The 18,878-nt window shown below is 60.7% G+C and carries 17 protein-coding genes and 2 tRNA genes; 15 read left to right on the plus strand and 4 right to left on the minus strand.

Annotation, left to right across the window (positions count from 1 at the left end):
• Positions 1–52 precede the first annotated feature (52 nt).
• Genes DCO57_RS20635 through DCO57_RS20670 form a run of 8 tightly spaced genes read left to right on the plus strand, consistent with a single transcriptional unit; the run spans position 53 to position 5,534 of the window.
• Positions 53–619 carry a hypothetical protein gene (locus DCO57_RS20635; RefSeq protein ID WP_205756235.1) on the plus strand — a complete coding sequence of 189 codons (567 nt, stop codon included), beginning with the start codon at positions 53–55 and terminating at the stop codon, positions 617–619.
• An 11-nt stretch (positions 620–630) separates the two neighbouring features.
• Positions 631–1,137 carry a phage major tail tube protein gene (locus tag DCO57_RS20640; protein WP_116700815.1) on the plus strand — a complete coding sequence of 169 codons (507 nt, stop codon included), beginning with the start codon at positions 631–633 and terminating at the stop codon, positions 1,135–1,137.
• A gap of 10 nt (positions 1,138–1,147) precedes the next feature.
• Entirely contained in the window at positions 1,148–1,597 is a 450-nt protein-coding gene (locus DCO57_RS20645) for a phage tail assembly protein (protein ID WP_116700816.1), read from the plus strand.
• A complete protein-coding gene (locus DCO57_RS20650; RefSeq protein WP_116700817.1) occupies positions 1,552–1,761 on the plus strand; it encodes a hypothetical protein in 210 nt (69 codons plus the stop codon). The genes DCO57_RS20645 and DCO57_RS20650 overlap by 46 nt, the downstream gene beginning before the upstream one ends.
• A gap of 16 nt (positions 1,762–1,777) precedes the next feature.
• Complete coding sequence (locus DCO57_RS20655; protein ID WP_116700818.1) at positions 1,778–3,895, plus strand: phage tail tape measure protein; 2,118 nt, start codon at positions 1,778–1,780, stop codon at positions 3,893–3,895.
• Positions 3,892–4,281, plus strand: a complete 390-nt coding sequence (locus DCO57_RS20660; protein WP_116700819.1) for a hypothetical protein — start codon at positions 3,892–3,894, stop codon at positions 4,279–4,281. Before DCO57_RS20655 ends, DCO57_RS20660 begins: the two co-directional genes overlap by 4 nt.
• Positions 4,282–4,287: 6 nt before the next feature.
• The gene (locus DCO57_RS20665) at positions 4,288–4,527 is read left to right on the plus strand and encodes a hypothetical protein (protein ID WP_116700820.1); all 240 of its coding nucleotides are present in this window, start codon (positions 4,288–4,290) and stop codon (positions 4,525–4,527) included.
• On the plus strand, positions 4,524–5,534 hold the full coding sequence (locus DCO57_RS20670; protein ID WP_205756236.1) for a hypothetical protein: 1,011 nt from the start codon (positions 4,524–4,526) through the stop codon (positions 5,532–5,534). The genes DCO57_RS20665 and DCO57_RS20670 overlap by 4 nt, the downstream gene beginning before the upstream one ends.
• On the opposite strand, the gene DCO57_RS20675 is transcribed toward DCO57_RS20670, so the two are convergent.
• Complete coding sequence (locus tag DCO57_RS20675) at positions 5,531–5,992, minus strand: hypothetical protein (RefSeq protein ID WP_116700822.1); 462 nt, start codon at positions 5,990–5,992, stop codon at positions 5,531–5,533. The genes DCO57_RS20670 and DCO57_RS20675 overlap by 4 nt on opposite strands.
• A gap of 350 nt (positions 5,993–6,342) precedes the next feature.
• Between DCO57_RS20675 and DCO57_RS20685 the strand changes: the two genes are divergently transcribed.
• On the plus strand, positions 6,343–7,248 hold the full coding sequence (locus DCO57_RS20685) for a DNA cytosine methyltransferase (protein WP_116700824.1): 906 nt from the start codon (positions 6,343–6,345) through the stop codon (positions 7,246–7,248).
• A gap of 182 nt (positions 7,249–7,430) precedes the next feature.
• A complete protein-coding gene (locus DCO57_RS20690) occupies positions 7,431–9,125 on the plus strand; it encodes an SEC-C domain-containing protein (protein WP_116700825.1) in 1,695 nt (564 codons plus the stop codon).
• A 281-nt stretch (positions 9,126–9,406) separates the two neighbouring features.
• On the opposite strand, the gene DCO57_RS20695 is transcribed toward DCO57_RS20690, so the two are convergent.
• Positions 9,407–9,481: transfer RNA gene (locus DCO57_RS20695), tRNA-Gln, on the minus strand.
• A gap of 487 nt (positions 9,482–9,968) precedes the next feature.
• Between DCO57_RS20695 and DCO57_RS20700 the strand changes: the two genes are divergently transcribed.
• Positions 9,969–10,045 (plus strand) — tRNA-Pro (locus DCO57_RS20700).
• 286 nt (positions 10,046–10,331) lie between these two features.
• Here DCO57_RS20700 and DCO57_RS20705 read toward each other — a convergent pair.
• The gene (locus tag DCO57_RS20705) at positions 10,332–10,742 is read right to left on the minus strand and encodes a zinc-binding dehydrogenase (RefSeq protein WP_116700826.1); all 411 of its coding nucleotides are present in this window, start codon (positions 10,740–10,742) and stop codon (positions 10,332–10,334) included.
• A 37-nt stretch (positions 10,743–10,779) separates the two neighbouring features.
• On the opposite strand from DCO57_RS20705, the gene DCO57_RS20710 reads away from it, so the two are divergent.
• From DCO57_RS20710 to DCO57_RS20725, 4 genes are all read left to right on the plus strand, one after another.
• On the plus strand, positions 10,780–12,324 hold the full coding sequence (locus tag DCO57_RS20710; protein WP_116700827.1) for a sugar ABC transporter ATP-binding protein: 1,545 nt from the start codon (positions 10,780–10,782) through the stop codon (positions 12,322–12,324).
• Between the two features lie 28 nt (positions 12,325–12,352).
• Positions 12,353–13,639 (plus strand): ABC transporter permease, encoded by a 1,287-nt coding sequence (locus DCO57_RS20715; protein WP_116700828.1) that lies wholly within the window; start codon positions 12,353–12,355, stop codon positions 13,637–13,639.
• Between the two features lie 79 nt (positions 13,640–13,718).
• A complete protein-coding gene (locus DCO57_RS20720) occupies positions 13,719–14,687 on the plus strand; it encodes a substrate-binding domain-containing protein (RefSeq protein ID WP_116700829.1) in 969 nt (322 codons plus the stop codon).
• A 94-nt stretch (positions 14,688–14,781) separates the two neighbouring features.
• Positions 14,782–15,588 (plus strand): helix-turn-helix domain-containing protein, encoded by an 807-nt coding sequence (locus tag DCO57_RS20725; RefSeq protein WP_116700830.1) that lies wholly within the window; start codon positions 14,782–14,784, stop codon positions 15,586–15,588.
• A 145-nt stretch (positions 15,589–15,733) separates the two neighbouring features.
• On the opposite strand, the gene DCO57_RS20730 is transcribed toward DCO57_RS20725, so the two are convergent.
• Complete coding sequence (locus DCO57_RS20730) at positions 15,734–18,862, minus strand: efflux RND transporter permease subunit (RefSeq protein ID WP_116700831.1); 3,129 nt, start codon at positions 18,860–18,862, stop codon at positions 15,734–15,736.
• Positions 18,863–18,878: the final 16 nt, after the last annotated feature.

Below are 18,878 nucleotides of genomic sequence, written 5' to 3' on the forward strand. Positions count from 1 at the left end.
TCCACGGTATAGATCCCCGAACCCTCCTGCCGTCATCGCAGAAGGAAAATAGGTGGACGACTTTTACGCCGCCCGCAGCAGGACTATCCCGCCGCTACCGTGGTCGAATTTTGCACCGCCGATCTCACCGACTTCCGACAGCAACTATCTCTGCCAGTCCGGGGTCGGCACGATCATCGAAAACAAGCTGCTGTGGGCGCCGTTCACCACGGCGACCGATCCGACCGTCGTGGACTACCGCTCGATCAAGCGCATCCGCACCCGTCGTTCGATTGAAAAGGCATTCGTCCGGGCAATGCGCAAGTACAATGCCCAGGATCTCGGGCCCCATCTGGCGACTCTGATCTACCGGACGATTTCCGAAGCCTGCGCCGAGCGCCAGGCCTTCGGCGCGATCATCGACTACGAGGTGATCTGGGACCGGGCGCTGAACCCCAACACCTCCCTGCGGGACGGCGCCCTGAAGGTCAAATTGCGGTTTGAGGAAACGCCAGATCTCGTCGATCTGCAGATCTTCACCGAACCCCAGCCGGAAGCATTCGATCTTCTGGCCGACAATATCGCCCAGGCCCTTGAGGCTCTCGGCGACCAGAACATCCGCGTTGCCAGCACAGCTTAAAGGAACCCAACATGGATAGCGTGATCTATGGCGCGAACTGGTATGTCGATACGCTGAACCAGCGCTTGCGCCTCGACACCGTGCAGATGCCGAACCTCAGCCGTGTCCAGGACACGATCACACTGGCCGGAAGCTGGATGGCTTTCGAGAACCCTGGAGAGATCGAGCCCCTTTCGGCCCCCTTCTCCCTGCACGGATCACATGACGACGTCCGCTCGCTCTTCGGCCGCGAGGCCGGCGACTGGACCACCTTCTACTACTATGAACGCCTGCGCGACCTGCAGGCAGGCAAGAACATCGGCCGGGTGGTGATCCTGAAAGGCCTGGTGAGCGCGGTCAGCCAGCCCCGTGTGAGCGGCAAGCGTGGCGGACAGACCGAATATCAGGTTGGTTCGATCGTCGCCTATGAGGACATCGTTGACGGAAAGCGGATCCACGCCTTCGACTTCTTCTCCAACAAGATCGTCATCAACGGCACCGACTACAGCGCCGATCACAACGCGATCATCGCGGCCTGAGGCAGCATCCATGAAAGACAGCAGAAAAACCGGTCTGGAAGTGCCACTTGAAGAGATCCCGATGCCGCCCGAAGCGCTGACCAGTGAGCTGGACAACGCAGCAGCGGCGGCCGCGCCGGAAACGAAACCGGCGCCGCCACCCGAAGCGCCGGTTGATATCGCGGACCTCGATTTCCTCTCAGACCCGGCAACGCGTCTTGCCGAGATACCGCTCAGCCATCCGTTCAAGTGGTGCGGGCGCACCGTGAAGAGCATCACCGTGCGCCGGCTGACCGTCGCGAAAGTCGGTCAGATCGCTTCCAGAATGCGCGACGGCAAGCTGGACCTCTATGAGATCTACGCTGCCCAGACAGGACTTCCGGCCGCCGTTCTGCGCGGCCTGATGGACGATGACGGCGACGCGGTGAGCGAAAGATGCCTGGATTTTTTTCCGCGCGTCTTCCGGGCGGACGACGCCTGAGTGCGCGACCGGAAGACTGGCGGCGCATTGCCGCGCGCACGGCTGCCATCCTTCACACCCCACTTCACCAGGTGCTCGGCTGGGAATGGACCGAGTGCCTGCTGTGGTGGAAAGAGGCCGACGACATCCACGGCGAAACCTTCGGCCTGATGAGCCGGGACTGAAAAGGTGGGGACCTGAATGGACGTTTCGCTAAAGCTGCGCCTTGATTACAAGGACCGAGGCGCACGGCGAGCCAAGAGAGACCTTCAGGAGATCGACCGGGCGGCTGACCGGCTCGACGGCACCGGTTCGCGCAAGCTCGGCCGGGATCTCGACAAGATCAGCGACAATGCCCGCCGGGCAGCCACGGCCCTGGAACTGCCAGCGAACAAGGTGCGCGCACTCAACGCCCAGAAAACCGATCGGGTGGAACGGGAGCTCAAGCAGCTCGGCAATGCTGCGACCCAGGCGGCCCAACGCTTGAGAACAATCGACCGGACCAAGTTCCGCGCCCTGCATGGCGAAGTGGACCGCGCGACCCGGAAAGTGGAAGGGCTCGGCCGGCGGGTCGCGGACCATGGCGCGGTCGTCGTTCCGGCAAAACGCCTGACGGGTGTGATGGGCGGGCTGGAAACGACTGCCGGCCGCGCTTTCGGTGCCCTGGCAGCCTTTGCGGCGGTCGATAATATCGTGCGCGGTTTAAACCAGCTTGAAAAGGGTTTTAACGCCGTGGACGATGCGGCCGCCCGCGTTGCCGTGACCGCAGAAATGCGCGACCCGGAGGTGGTCAAGGCGATCAAGGCGGAAAACACCCGTGTCGCCATGCGCTTCGGCCAGGACACCGAAGCGGTCAACGCGGCCCGCAACGTCTTCGCGGCAGCAAACTTCTCCGTTGCCCGGCAGAACGCCCTCCTCATGCCTGTCGGAAAAACCGCCTTCGCCTCCGGTTCCGAGCCCGAGATTATCGCCCGCGCGGTAACTGCCGCGATCAACAACCTCGGGATCAAGGAAGATCAGGTTCCGGCCTTCCTCGACCAGATCGTCAAGGGTGGCAAGGAAGGCGAATTCGAAATCGAGGCGATGGCAAAATATTTCCCGGAGCTGGGCGCGCTTTACAGCGCCAGCGGCCGCTCCGGACTGGACGCCTCGGCCGAGCTGGTTGCCCTTGCCCAGGTCGTGCGCAAGGGCGCGGGCATGGAAGCAGGCGCGGCAACCAACCTGCAGAACCTCCTGTCGAAAATGGCTTCACCGGAAACCGTGAAGAACTTCCAGGAAAAGGGTGTCGATCTCAAAGCCGTGGCGTCGAATGCACAGCAACAGGGAACGCCCTATATCCTGGCGATTCTCGATGAGGTTCAACGCCTGACTGGCGGCGATGAATTCGCCATTGGCGAACTCTTCGGCGACATGCAGGCCAAATCCGCCCTGCGGCCACTCCTGAACAACCGGGATTTCTACAATCAGGCCTTTGACGCGATCCGGAACAGGTCAGCCGGCATTGTCGATCTCGACGCGGGCTTTCTGGAGAACACACCCAAGGCGCAATCGGATCGCCGGAAAGCTGCCCTGAGCAAGAGTGGCCGCGCGGCCGGTTCCCTTTGGGGCCGCATCACCAATCCACTCATCGACGAGTTCATTGGCTGGATCAATCCGGCCTTCCGCCGGCAGGAGCAAAGCATCGCCAACACCGGCAGGCTCAAGTCGATCGACACCGAAGCCCTCCAGCTTGAGATCGAGGAGCTGAAATCCCGGATCGAGAACCGGCCCGAATCCCGCTTCGGCCTGCCGGATACCGCCCGCCTGCCGCTGGAACTGAGGCTGAAGGAACTGGAATGGCAGCTGCAACAGGCGCGCAAGCTCCAGGGCGAAAGCCAGCCGCAATCTCCGGCGCCCGGCGGAGGCCCCGTTCCGCGCGCCAAACCCGGCACGGCCCCCCTGGAGCGCCTGGTTCCCGGCCCGCAGTCCTTCCGGGAGGCTGGAGACAAGGCCGGTTCGGAGTTTGCCAATGCCCTGAGCGAGGAAGCCGGCAAGGCGGCCGCGATCGCCGATCAGCTCAAGGCCCGATTTTCCTTCACCGCTACGCCCAAGATCAATCCCAGTTTCTCCAGTGCCGACCCGATCTCACACAGGGAGCGCGGTCAGAGGCGGACCTTCAAATCGGCGCCGGCGGCGCCTGCTCCCGCCGTGAAGATCCAGAACACCTTCAACCAGGCCCGTGACCCGGAACGGGCCGCCCGCGAAGCACAGCGTTTACAGAACCGGGCGATCCGCGCCGCCCGGGCGCGCGCCCTGCATGACACCGGAGATTTCGCATGACGTCGCTTGTGTCCATCGGCGCCGCCCAGCTCAAGGTCATCGGTCTCAATCCGCAGCATGTGAGCCAGGCAAGTGAGACCCGCGTACCCGGCCGGGCGACCTTCACCGGAATGGATTATCAATTAACCGGGATCGGCGAGCGAACCTCCAGGCTGGAAGTTCTCACCCTTCCCTTCGTCTTCGGAGGCATGGATGCCCTCGGCTGGCTGCAAGCGCAGCACATCGCGCAATTGCCGGTGCTTTACCTGCGTCTCGGGGCCAATCTGGCCGCCGACAATTTGGGCCTCGTGGTCATCCGCGAGCTTTACGTGGACGAGGACCGCTTCCACCCATTCACCGGCCGCGGCCGGTCCCTCAATGCCGAAATCGGCCTGGTCTTCGTGTGAGGCAACATGAGCGATCAACCCGTCTCCACCTATACGGTCACAGAAGATGCGGAGCGGATCGATCGCATCGCCCGCGACCTTTACGGCAGCGAGCGCGGCGGTACCGCTGAAACCCTGCTCACCGCCAACCGGCGTCTTTCCGGCGACAAGAAAAACCCGGCCGGCGACGTCGCCTTCGGAACAATCCTCAGCGTGCCAGCAGCCCCCGCGCCCGCCGATGAAACCCCGGTGAGGCCCTGGGAATGATCGCCCGCCCCTATGTGATCGTTTCCGGGCCCACCAGCGCCAACCTCGTTCCCTTCTGGGGCAGCGATCTGCTCAGTGTGTCCATCACCGATCAGGCCGGGTACGAGAGCGACGAAGCGGTCCTGACATTCAAGGCACCGCCCTTTTCTCCTCCGCCCAAGGGAACGCGCTATTCCATCAAGGCCGGATTTCTGCCAGGGCCTGCCGCGGACTTCGGCAGCTTCACCGTCAGCCGTACGGCCTTCGGCGGCTCGGCCGAGGATGGCGAGACGATGGAGGTGCATTGCCGGGCGGCCGACTTCATCGACAAGATGAAGGCCAGCGGCTCGAAACACTACGATCCGGAAAACGGCTTCGGCACCGCCGGCAAGATCTTCGAGAGCCTGGCGGCGGAGGCCGGGGTGTCCGCGCTTGTCAGCCCGGCCATCGCGTCGATCGAAATCCCCTACCGGCTGCGGCTGAACCAGAGCCTGCTGGATTTCGCCACCGAGCTGGCCGACGAGATCGGTGCAGTCGTCAAGCCACAGGCGGGCAAGCTCGTCGTCCTGGAGCGGGGCAAGGCGCAATCGGGATCCGGCAAGGATCTGCAGCCGATCCTGATCGACCGGCGCCGGGTCTACGGCTGGGATGTCGATATCGAGGAACGGCCGGCGCACGAGAAGACCGAGACCAGCTGGTACGACCCGCAGAAAGGCCGGGTGGGGCGAGAAAATCAGTCGTTTGGTGAGAAAGGCGGGCCGTTCAGCGCGCTTCACCTGACGCCTAGCCAGGCGGAAGCCAAGAAGACAGCGGCGACGATGGCGACGGCCCTCACCCGGTGGAGCGGCACGGGCTCATTCGAAATGCGCGGCAACCCGGCGGCGGTTGCCGGTGCGCCGGTCACGCTCACCGGATTCGGGGCAGCGATCGGGGCGGTCCAGTGGGTCGCCGGCAGCGTCAGTCACACGATCGATCCGGAAGGCGGTGGCTGGGTGACAACGGTGGAAGTGGAGACGAGGGATGCCTAGCCTAGAAAAGACTTGGCGACAGCCCCAATGATCAGGCTCGCGGTTTCGCTGATCGCTTTTTTTCCGGCTTCGGTGCCTGCTGTTTTTGCGGCTGATTGCAACCGCTTACCGAGAGGCTCTTCGAGGCTTTTCGGATGGGCATTCATCGCCGAGAGTGCCTTGGTCGTAAGTACCATTTCGATGTTGGCACTTTCACCATCAGCGCGAATGAACCCCTCGTCTCGCAACCAGATACAAGCAGCCCAAAGAACCCTTCTCAAAGGCAATCCAGGCGATATTTCTCCGAAATTAAATATTTTGGGATCCGGCCAGTCTTTGCTCGAAACATCAATGATTTCTATGCCGAGCGCCTTCGCTATTGCGGCTTCATCCAAGTCTTCTTTTACAGGAAAGTTGGCGTACAGCTGTGCGAAAATCAGGCCCGTTATCGTATTGAAGTCATCGATGTTATCCGCCATTGCCGACCTCAGATATGCTTACAGCTTCGATCCTTGACGGACGGTCCGGGTTATCCCGGACGGCGGGCCTCCAACGCCAATCTTCAGCCCGCCCGGTAGCCGTAGACAACCACCGCGCCCGGTGCATCGCGCGATGCCCGGATTATATGGACGAGTCGCCATAAGGTTGTCGAATCCCATGAATGAAATTCGTTGCGGCTCCTGCCGCAAACTCTTGATGAAATCCGCCGACCGGGCGATAGTCGGTCCTGTCGAAATCAAGTGCACGCGATGCGGCACATTGAACAACCTGAGGCCAATCGAGCCCTTCTCCGATCGCCACGAGCGATGTACCCAAGGAGAAAACTCTTGTGGCTGTATATCCCCCAAACGAGCCTCAACGGCTTAATGGACTTTCCCTGTGCACCGGCGTTGGCGGACTGGAGCTCGGTCTCCATGTCGCGGAACCCGGATACCGAACTGTTTGTTATGTTGAGCGAGAAGCCTGCGCAGCGGCCACCCTCGTGGCGCGGATGGAAGACAAGGCCCTGGATCACGCGCCTGTCTGGTCCGATGTTAAAACCTTCGACGGCCGCCCGTGGCGTGGCAAACTTCATCTCCTCACTGCCGGATATCCCTGCCAGCCATTCTCGTCCAGCGGATTGCGCCGCGGACGCGAGGATCCCCGGCACCTCTGGCCGGACGTTGCCCGGGTCATCGGTGAATGCGAACCCGAGTGGGTGTTCTGCGAAAACGTCGAGGGACATCTGGACCGTGGATTTGAAGAAGTCGCGGGGGACTTATCGGGACTGGGTTATAGCGTTAAAGCGGGCCTGTTCTCGGCGGCTGAAGTCGGCGCGTCCCACATCCGGAAAAGGCTCTTCATTCTGGCCCACGCCAACGACAAGCATCTATGCCTGCCGGACGGATATCCTGATCGAGGGCGGCGCCTTCCGGTTCAGGACAGCAATCGACCAGAAGGGGAGCCAGCACGCCCTGGGGAATGCGGCGAGGGTCTGGACGACATTCTGGTTGGCAACACAGCGGATGGGTTTAAAGCCCGTTCAAAACCCGATTTACCCATCTTCGCTCCCCCTCCATGTGACCTTGAAGCCTGGGACACGCACCTGTCCAGGAGACTGGACCTTCAACCCGAATTTCTCGGACTGGATGATGGGCTGGCCTATCGGGTGGAGCGATCCAGGGCAGCCGGTAACGGGGTTGTCCCACTGGTCGCGGCTTATGCGTGGCGAACTCTCAGGGGTGCTTACTTCTGAGGAAGTGTGAGAGCTAAAGGCGAAGGGCTATTCAAAGCTATAGTCAAAATTGAATAGATAACATGGCGCCGGCAGCAGACCAGTCAGCTCCGGCGTCAAAAAAATTTTTACATATATGATAACTTCACAAACACTTAGTTCATACATTGTCTTAACGGCTGCATTCCGCGATAATATTAAGAATGAAGACTGGACGAAATGAGCTGTGCCCGTGCGGCAGCGGCAATAAATTCAAGAAATGTTGCTTGAACTCCACGAAACGGAATGTGGAACGCTCGCTCGTGTCTGAACCTAATCCCACCTCTTTGGCACAGGCGAAAGCCATACTGCGAAAGCATCAAGCTGCCGAGAGTGTGCGCCAACAGCAGCAAGGTCATGGCAATCCTATAGTTTCATGGATGGATGAGACGAATGGCTTCCGCTTCGTCGCAGTAAAACTCACGGTCCATTGGGGAAAGGATTGGATTATCTTCCCCAACTTTCTCGACTACTTTATGAAAAAGTCACTCGGGTACGAATGGGGTGCGCAGGAACGTAGCAAGGGTCGTCATCCGCTATTTCGCTGGCTGCAAAAGACAAAAGCTTACAGTAGCCATAAGCCCGGCGAGCCGAAGGTGAAGACCATAGTGATGATGGGCTTCATTGCGTGCTGGCTCCACTTGGCCTATGCGCTCTATCTAATCGCTCACCACGACGAGTTGCCGACGCCGCTGCTCAAACGTCTACGCGACCCCGTCAGCTTCATGCCCGCCTATCACGAGGCACTAGTAGGCGCAGCCTTGGCCGTCTCTGGAATGGAGATTTCCTGCGCCGAGACGGAGGCAGGATCAACCCCAACGCCGGAGTTCAGGGCGAAATCCAAGGCAACGGGAAAGGTCTACGAGGTCGAAGCCAAGCGCAAGAACGGCTGGAGAGCACCTACGGGCGATGTGACAAACGCTGAATTTCAGCGCGAGTTGCAAGGCTACGTGCGCAACCAGATTCACAAAGCGTCGAAAAAGAAGCTTACGAACCCGATCTATTGGATTGAGCTGAGTATCCCTACCATATTGGCACAACTTGACTGGCGCGCCGTGGCCGAATCAGTCGAAATTGCGATCCGGGATGCGGAAAACAGTATGACGGTAAACGGCCAGCCAATAGCGCCTGCCTATGTCGTCATTTCCAACCACACGTTTCTCGCAAACGAGAACGTAACTGGCCATCCGTGCTTCGGCTTCCTGCAAACCATCAAGATTGACGACTTCCCCTCCGGGCAACCCTTGGAGATCGAAGCCGCCCTTGAGGGCTACGATAAACACCGCGACATTTTCTGGCTCATGGAGGCGTGGAAGACAGCCAGCACTGTGCCGACCACCTTCGACGGTTCACCCGCCGAATGGCTCAACAGTGACGGTGGTCTTCAGCGTACGGTCAAGATCGGTGATGTAATCGAGGTGCCCGACATGGACGGCAAGACCATGAAGGCGACGGTGGAAGACATCAGTTCATCTGGCACGGACAAGGCTATGCTTGTGGTCAGAGCTGATGATCGCCGATGGATTGTGACAATGCCGTTGACAGCGGCTGAGGCGCAGGCCGCGCGCCGCTACACGGATGCGGTGTTTGGCAAAGACAATACCTCACACATCCTCCGTAATGACGATCCTTTCGATCTCTACGACTGGATGCTGAAGGCACACGCTAATATGTCGCAAGAACAGGTCGACAGCTTCTTTGAGCGAAACCCTACTCTCGAGAGCTACAAAAGTCTTCCGCTGAAAGAAGCACGTGTTCGTGTCGCTCGCGAATACACAAAGTGCACATGGGCAAGCAGCCAAAAGGACAAGGCTACCAAGCCGGGACGGGCCAGCACCACAGATGAAACGATCTCGTAAGTGGGGCAATGAGAAATTTAATACAGCCTGCGGGCCAACTGAACGCCAGCTTTCCAAGCTTCATTGAAGTTGATCTCAATAGAAGACATGGGTCGCTAGACAATCGTCTACCCAACGAAGAGACACGGCCGATTAGCGGTTGTCGTTAGGTTCAAACTGGGTGCCAAGTGAAGTTGCGCGAAATGCCAAACGAAGTTGCGCGCTACATGTTTTTCGGAGCGTTGCATATTGCACGTTACGCGCGGTTGAAACGGATAAATCGATTTTTCAAAAGGGAGAACTGGCTGGGGTGGCAGGATTCGAACCTGCGCATGCCGGTACCAAAAACCGGTGCCTTACCGCTTGGCTACACCCCAAGGCCGTGGGAACGCTGTATAGCGATGTCGCTTGACCAGCGCAAGCCTTCCCGCAGCCCTTGCCCCTCCCCTCCGGCCCGGTTTTCCCCAGACGGATTTTCGCCGCTTTCGGATGCGGCAGCCCGATGCAGCCGGGCCTCGTCAGGACGGGATCGCAGGGCCGTCTGTGCGGGCGCCCGGCAGGCCCGTTCGCACTGCCCGGAAGGACGGGAAACGGCCTAGGGCTGCAGGCAGCCACGGCTCCCGGACAGCGTGTCGAGTGGAACCGGCGGCGGCTTCCGGCCCGCGGCGCGACCGGCCTTGCGGCCTGATACCCGGCACCGGCCCGACTGTCTTCCCTGCGGGTTTTCCCGGTGTTCAAAAAAACGCCCGACACCGATGCAAAGCTCTTGCGGGAAGAGGTCAGCTTTGCTAAATGAGCCTCCACACAGCGCGGCGTTGCCCGCTGTTCCCGGTGGGCCTGACAATAGCTGGCCCAATATCATGTCGGAGTGTAGCGCAGCCTGGTAGCGCACCTCGTTCGGGACGAGGGGGTCGGAGGTTCGAATCCTCTCACTCCGACCATTTTCTTCAGATCGCATCACTCAGGGCTTCGGCCACCACGCCCATGAGCATGGTGATGACGGCCTTGCGGCACTCCTCCTGACATCGACAATCCGCTCCCGCGCCCCGTCATACGGCATCCCGGGTAAGATGCGTCATCGCTCCGTACCGGTCGCTGGAACCGGACCTCATGAAGAGATCCGGATCGTCTCCCCGCTTTACAAGCGGCTGGCGAAAGGCGCGGGCCTGCGACATCCCCCTGTCGCCCCCCCCACGCCTTTCCGGTTCATCCGGTTAGACCGGCCGATCAGATCTCGATCACGACCTTGCCGATGGCCTTGCCGCCCGTCAGCCGGTCGCAGGCTGCATCAACGTCGGAACATCCGAAGGCAACATCATCGAGCACCGGCTTAAAGGCGCCACTGTCGGCGATCCTGGCGAGTTCCGCCAGATTGGCGCCATGGGCTTCGCGATGGTGGTCATACAGCATCGGGATCAACATGAAGACGACGTTCAACGGCAGGCCCTTGAAGTGAACCGGGGTGAGGTCGAGCTCAAGCAGGGACACGGTGGTCGAGATCTGCGCGTTCAGGGCAGCCGCCTCGGAGGTGTTGGTCAGATTTGCGCGGCCAACGGTGTCGAACCGGCTTTCCGCCTCCCAGCCATCGAATTTTCGGTTTGCATATGATCGGCGTTTCGTATATGAAACAAGAAGGATTTACGACGCGTATCTTTTGGGAGGAACGATGCCGTCAATGAACAAGATTATTGCGCCCGGCGAATCCATTTCGACCGAGAGCCGGATCGACTTGACCCTGGAAAATATCGGAATGTCCTATTCTGGCGTTTCGGTTCTTCGCGGTGTCGATCTGCGCTTCGCAGGCGGTGAAATTCACACCTTGATGGGTGAAAACGGCGCCGGAAAAAGCACCCTCGTCAAAATCATAAGCGGTGTTCAGGCCCCGACGTCGGGCCAGATCTCGATTGACGGCAGACCCGTTTCCTTCACATCGCCCAAGGAAGCCGAGCATTCCGGCATCGCCATCATGCACCAGGAGCTCAGCCTCGTGCCTGAGCTGACGGTCGCCGAAAACGTGATGCTCGGCCACGAGCCGAAATTCGGCGGCCTGGTGATCGACAGGAAGTCCCTGCGTGCCCAGGCCAGCGCCGCACTGGCGCGTTTCGGGTTCAAGCTGGATGTGGATACCCCCGTCAAGAAGCTGCGCGTCGGCGAGCAGCAGCTCGTGGAAATCGCACGCGCCTTGCTGATGGATGCGCGCCTACTGATCATGGACGAGCCGACGTCCGCCCTCTCGCAAACCGAGGCCGACATACTGATGGAAGTCGTCCGCGATCTTGCGCTGCAGGGGGTGGCGATTGTCTATATCTCGCATCGCATGGATGAAGTGTTTGAAATCTCGGACCGCGTGACGGTCTTGAGGGACGGCAACCTCATCGGCACAAGGCTCGTGGCCGACACCACCTCGGCTGATCTGATCCGAATGATGGTTGGCCGGTCGGTCGAGATCGACCCGATCACCCGAAAGGTCCCCGCCTCCTGCGAGCCGGTTCTGAAAGTCTCGAATCTGAACGCCCATGCCGGCGGACGCCAGGTTCTGCAGGACATTTCCTTCGACCTGAAGAAAGGCGAAGTCCTGGGCATTGGCGGCTTGCTTGGTTCGGGACGAACGGAACTTCTGGAAACGATATTCGGAGCACGCGGCAACAATCACGAAGGCCGGATCGAAATACACGGTCGGGCGCTGCGGCCCACGACTCCGGCAGATGGCGTGCGGGCAGGCCTCGCCCTGATTACCGAAGACCGGAAAGGCAACGGGCTGCTGCTCAATCGTTCGATCGCGGACAATGTCATCCTGCCGCTGCTGCCACTGAAATCCCGTTTCGGACTGACGTCGTCCGAACAGCGCGAACGGGAGGCGATGACGGCAATCGAACGGTTGCGCATCGTGGCACGCGGTCCCGAACATATCGTCGGCCGGCTGAGCGGCGGAAACCAGCAGAAAGTCGTTCTCGGCAAATGGCTGGCGACCGAGCCGTCAATTCTGCTGCTGGACGAGCCCACCCGCGGAATCGACATCGGTGCCAAGGACGAGATTTACAACCTGATCGGCGAGTTGGCCGACAAGGGATTGTCCGTTCTTTTCGCCAGCTCCGAAATCTCCGAATTCCTTGCTGTTTGCGATCGGATGATCGTGCTGTGCGAAGGGCGCGTGACCGGAACCTTGAACAAGCAGGAAATGACCGTCGAATCCATAAAAGAACTGGCAATGCAGTTCTGAACGCGCCAACAAGCAGAAGTAGGAAACCATGAGCGCAGACGAGACTGTACCGGAAAAAGGCATTTCAAAACCTGTATTCGAGAGAGCCTTTCTTTCTGTTCTCAATCGCACAAAGCTGTATTGGGGACTGGCGGCGCTTATTTTCATCGGGGCGCTGACCTCACCACTTTCTTCGAAGGGAAACAATATCTTCCTTTCGATCGGCAACCTGACTGACGTACTGAGGCAGGTGTCGGTGACGGGTATCGTCGCCGTCGGAATGACGCTGGTGATCTTCATTGCCGGTATAGATCTGTCGGTGGGGTCGATCATGGCCCTCGGCACCGTGATCTGCGCCATGCTCCTGACCCAGGAGGGCTGGACCGCAGCCAGCATGTTCGGCGTCCCGGCAACCGGCGCGGTTGTTGCGGTCTGTCTGTTTTCCCTGATCTATTTCGTTCAGACAAACATGCTCGGGACCGTCGGACGCCCTGAGAAACGGACTGCGAACCGCCTGCTTCCCGCACTGCTGATCGCCATCGGCCTGGCCGTGGCCATCATGGCCTGGCAGGCCGGACAGGTGGACACAAAGTTCGGCGTCCTGGCTGTACTGATTGCCGTTCCCTGTATCGGTGCCGTGATGGGCGCGATGAACGGAGCGATCATTGTCTACGGGCGCCTGCAGCCCTTTATCGTCACCCTTGCGATGATGGTGGGAGCGCTGGGACTGGCCCGCGTGGTCGCGGGTCAGGATACCGCGGTCTATCCCGTCTACACGGGGAGCAATGCGACAGAAAATTTCGAAGTCCTGCGCATGCTGCTCTGGGGCATCCTGCCCGCACCCGGCCTGTTTTTCCTCGGAGTGCTGCTGCTCTTCTTCCTGATCACCCGTTTCACGACATTCGGCAGCTACCTGCTCGCCATCGGGGGCAATGAAGAGGCCTCGCGTCTGTCCGGGATTTCCGTGGGACGGATAAAGATCGTCACCTATTCGATTGCCGGCGCCCTTTCGGCACTCGCCGGCGTGCTCTATGTGGCCCAGTTCCGCCAGGGCAAGCCCGATGCCGGGCTGGGTCTTGAACTGGATGCCATCGCCGCCGTGGTGATCGGTGGAACCAGCCTGATGGGCGGCCGGGGCGCGATCATGGGGACATTTGTGGGCGTGCTGATTTTCGGCTTTCTCAGCAACATTCTCCAGCTCAACAACATCGACAGCAACACGCAGCTCATTCTCAAGGGGGTGATCATCGTGGTTGCCGTCCTTTTGCAGGAAGGCCGATTCGAGGAGATCTTCTCCTACATCAAGGTTTCGCTCGCCGGGCGAAAAGGGCTCTAACCCCTCAATCGTGGAGGATCACGGGGTTAGAGCTATCAAAACGCAGCTTGCAGGCTGCATTCCGACTAGGGAGTAGACTATGAAAAGAAGAAGTTTTTGCAAGAGGTCGGGGCTGATTGTAGCCGCCCTTGCGCTCACGACAACGCTCACATCGAACGCTGTTATCGCCGCTGAAAAATACGTCATCGGATTTTCGCAGGTCACCACTGTCGAACCATGGCGCGTTCAGTTCAACAAGGACCTGCGCGCGGAAGCCGAATTGCATGACAATGTCGAGCTGATTATCTCCGATGCCAACGACCGGACCGAAAAGCAGGTGGCCGATGTCGAGAACTTCATCCGCCAGGAAGTCGATGCAATTCTGATCTCGCCGAAGGAATCGGCCGGGCTGACCGGCGTTGTGGAACAGGCGGCGGATGCCGGCATCCCCACCTTTGTCCTCGATCGTAATGTGGATACGGACAAATTCGTCCAATGGGTCGGCGGCGACAATGTTCTGATTGGCGAAGCTGCCGGCGCCTACGCGCTGAATCTTCTGGGCGGCAAAGGCAACGCCAAGGGCAACATCGTGGAGATCTATGGCGGTCTCGGCGTGCAGGCGACGTTCGACCGTTCCGACCCCTTCCACGCAGCCTTTGAAGGCGAAGAAGGCGTCACCTTCCTTCTCGACCGGCAATCGGGCGACTGGAAGCAGGACCAGGCTTACGACATCATGGCGACCGCGCTTCGCAACTACGAAGACATCGACATGGTCTACGCCCACAATGACCCGATGGCCTATGGTGCCTATCTGGCCGCAAAGGACGCCGGACGCGAAAAGGACATCATCTTCCTCGGAGTTGACGGTCTCCCCGGAGAAGGCGTGACATGGGTCGCCAACGGTGAGCTCGCTGCAACCTTCCTTTACCCGACCCCCGGTGCCGAAGGTCTGCGTCAGGCGTTGAAACATCTGGCCGGCGAGAAGGTCGAGAAGAAGATTGTCATGGGGACCGAAGCCATCACCCCGGAGAATGCCGAGGAAATTCTCAAGCGGAATGGCTTGAAGTAAACAGGGCTGGCTGTCTTATCCTCCACGGCCGTGCCAACTTGCGGGAGCGTGCGCGCTCCCGCAATCATGAGGAAAACTGGCGGTAAGGTCTACTGTGTCCGAACAAAGAACAAAACTGCAAAAGTACTCCGCCCCGGCGCTCGAGAAGGGCCTGGATATTCTCGAGTTTCTGTCTCTCACCGATACGCGTCCGTCTCTCTCCCAGCTCGCCGCCGGCATCGGCCGGTCGAAGAACGAGATCTTCCGCATGATGATCGTGCTGGAAGAACGAGGATATATACGGCGCAACGGTGACGATCTCTTCAGTCTCACCGACCGGCTGAGCACACTGGGGGCCGACCGGTCCGTTGCCAGCAAACTGGCCGAACTGGCGACCCCCTATCTGGCGAATATTTCCGACGAAACCGGCCTGTCCAACCACCTCTCCATCCTCAAGGGAAGTTCGCTGCTTGTCGTCACCAGCTTCACGGCAACGCAAAGCTACGGATTGAGCGTTCAGGTGGGTTACAAGATGCCGTTTCTGGATACTTCGGCGGGCACCTGTTTCATGTCCGACTTCGAGACCAGAGACGAGTTGAAATCCGCCCTGGATACATCCGGCGAAAAGGTGGACCCGCTTTCCCTGCAGCGCCTGTTCGACACCGCGCAGGACTGCCGGAAGAAGGGCTATGCCATAGCCTCGAACCGGTCCACGGATTCGATCAGCGAACTTTCCGCCTCGGTGCGCCATGGGACGACACAGCAGACCGTGGCGTCAATCACGATCCCCTTCATCACCACCGATGAAATGACGAACCGGCTGTCAGCGATCGCCGCAAAACTTGTCTCTTCGGCGAATTCTCTGGGTGAAAAAATCGCCATCACGCTGCCGGCCGTCGGCCGCGACGGGCTGCACGCGTAGGATCTCCGCAGGGGCCCGGCAAGGCGATTGCCGTGAGACCGGCATATTCGCGAACGCGGGAACCATGATGCAGGCGGCAAGGTCCTGTTGTTTTCCTCTCCCATGCGTTCTCAGGAGAGTGTCCGCAAGGACGCAGGGAGACGCCCTACTCCCCCGGCACCTGGCCGATCGACCTTGCGGCATCGATCTCGTTGTGCAGGCGTTCTTCCTCCCTGGCGGCAGGAACGATGAAGCGGCCGAGAAGGAGATAGGCAACCGGCGTCAGGAACAGGGTGGACAGGGTCGCCAGACCGAGACCGCCGACGATGACATAGCCCAGAGCGATACGTGCCTCGGCGCCCGCGCCACTGGCCATGATCAGCGGCACGCCGCCGACAATGGTGCAGATCATGGTCATCATGACGGGCCGCAGGCGGATGTTGGCGGCATTCTCGATCGCCTCGCGCACCCCCTGGCCACGGTCGCGCAGCTGGTTGGCGAATTCGACGATCAGGATGCCGTTCTTGGCCATGATGCCCACGAGAAGCACCAGACCGATCTGCGAATAGACATTCAGCGTCGTGCCGGTGAGCAGCATGGCGAACACCGCGCAGGCAAGACCCAGGGGCACGGTTGCCATGATGATGATGGCGCTGATGAAGCTTTCGAACTGGGCGGCCAGCACCAACAGGATGATGACGATGGCAAACCCGAAGGTCCGGGCCATGCTGGACGATTGCTCGCCCAGTGTCGCCGCCTCTGCGAGCGGGATGATGCGCGCGCCGGGCGGCAGGAGCGGTCCGGCGATCTCCTGCGCCGCCGCATAGGCATTGCCGAGCGCGACGCCCGGCCCCAACGCCGAGGTGATGGCAACGGCGCGCAGCTGCTGCTCGCGGTCCAGGGACGGCGGCACCGCCTTTTCAGTCAGGGTGGCGATGGTGGAGACCGGGACGAAGCGCCCGTCGCCGGTTCGGATGAAGATGTTCTCCATGTCCGTCGGATCGTTGACCGGATTGGTCGTGGAGACGAATTTCACGTCGAAGGCCTGATCGTTGATGAACACCTGACCTATCTTGCGTCCGTCCAGCATGGCCTGCATTGCAGAGCCCAGGCCGTTGATGTCGATGCCGAGATCGGAAGCGCGTTCGCGGTCGATGGAGACCGAAAGCTGCGGCTGGGTGGCTTCCGTCGACAGGCGCACCTGGCGGAACCGCGGGTCCTGTTCCATCGCCGCGATGATGCGCTCGGCAGCCGAGCCGAGCTGGGCGTAGTCGCTGCCGGCGATGGCGAACTGAAGACCCGAGCCCGCCCCGCGGATACCGAGGCTGTTGGGCTGGAAGGCGAAGGCGCGCACGCCCGGAACGTCGCGCACGAGCACATTGACTTCCGACAGGATCTGCTGCTGCGAGCGGGAGCGTTCCTCCCAGGGCGCCAGACGCATCACCATGAAGCCTCTGTTCTTGGAACCGCCGGTGCCGGCGATGGAGAACGTGCTGACGATCTCGCCGCTGTCGCGATAGGGCTGCAACAGGGATTCGATCTGCTGCATCTGCTGGGACAGGTAGTCGAGGCTGACCCCCTGCGGCGCGGAGATGCGCAGAAAGGCCATGGAGCGATCCTCGGACGGTGTCAGTTCCGACTTGATGGTGCCGAAGAGGACACCCGCCGAGGCGGCGAACAGTATGGATACGGCCAGGACCACCAGCGGCGCGTCGAGGCAGGCCTTCAGGCAACGCCGGTAAAAACCGCCGAGGAAACGGCCGAGGGCACCGACAGGGCCGCTGTGACCTGCCGTCCCCTCCCCGGAGTGAGCCTTCAGGACGCGCGAGGCGAGCATCGGGCACAGGGAGAGGGCAACGATCGACGACAGGAAGACGGCAATGGCGAGCACGAAGCCGAATTCGCGGAACAGGCCGCCGGTCTGCCCCGGCAGGAAGGACAGCGGCACGAAGACGGCGATCAGGGTCGCGGTGGTCGCCAGGACGGCGAAGAACACCTCTTCCGTTCCCAGAACGGCGGCTGCGCGCGGGCCCATGCCCTCGTTGCGCCGGCGCACGATATTTTCAAGCACCACGATCGCATCGTCGACCACCAGTCCGGTGGCCAGAACCAGAGCCAGCAAGGTCAAGATGTTGATGGAGAATCCCGCCAGATAGATCGCTGCCAGCGTCCCGATCAGCGCCACCGGCAGGGAAACGCCGGGAATGAGGGTCGCGCGCCAGTCCCACAGGAAGATATAGATGATCAGCAGGACGATACTGACGGCGATGCCAAGAGCGATCTCGACCTCGTGAATGGCGCCGGTGATGAAGGTGGCGTCGTCACTGGTCACCTCGATGGAGGTGCCTTCCGGGAGGTTTTCCTGGATGCGCGCGGCCATGGCGCGCACGCCTTCGGATATTTCCAGCGTGTTCGACTGGGCGGAGCGGATGACACCGAGGCCGATGCCCGACTTGCCGTTGGCGCGCAGCTGGGTCTGGCCGAGATCCGGCCCGAGAGTCACCGTGACGAAGTCCCGCAACCGGGCGCGCCGGTTGACGATGATGTTTTCGAAGGCTTCCGGCGTGTCGATCGCCGCGGTGGCCCGCACGATCAGGTCCTGGTTCCGGCTGGTCAGGGAGCCGGCCGGCGTATCGAAGGCCATGGACGACAGGGCGTTGGCGACATCGGCGATCGTCAGGTTGAGGCTGGCCATCTTGGCCTGGTCGATATCGATGCGGAAGATCTTGCTGCGGTCGCCATAGACCTGAACATCGGCAACGCCGGGGACCGAGGCGAGCGTGTCGGCGATCTCGTCCTCGACAAGGACAGTCATGTCCTCGACGCTCATGGTGTCGGAAATCAGACCGAGCCGCACCACCGGCTGCGCATTGGCATCCGCCTTGATGATCCGGGAAGGTTCGGCATCCTCCGGCAGGTCGTTGACGATGCGGCCCAGCGCATCGCGCATGTCGGAGGCAGCGACGTCCAGATCGACATTGTCCGAGAATTCGACGGTCACGCTGCTGCGGCCGAAGGTCGAGGAGGAGGAGATCGACTTGACGCCGGAGACGCGCGCGACGGCGCCCTCGATGACACCGGTGACCTCACGGTCGATGGTCTCGGCTGCGGCGGCGGGATATTCGGTTCTCACGGTGATGACCGGACGGTCAACGTCGGGCAGCTCGCGCACCTCGACACCGAAGACCGCGGCAACACCGGCCACGACAATCAGCATGTTGATCACGAAGGCCAGAACGGGCCGCCGGACAAACAGGCCGGTAAAACCGAGGTCCTTGAGACGATCCATTTTCATCGTGTTCTCACGTCCT

The organism is Labrenzia sp. 011, from assembly GCF_003075075.1.
Classification (GTDB): Bacteria; Pseudomonadota; Alphaproteobacteria; order Rhizobiales; family Stappiaceae; genus Roseibium.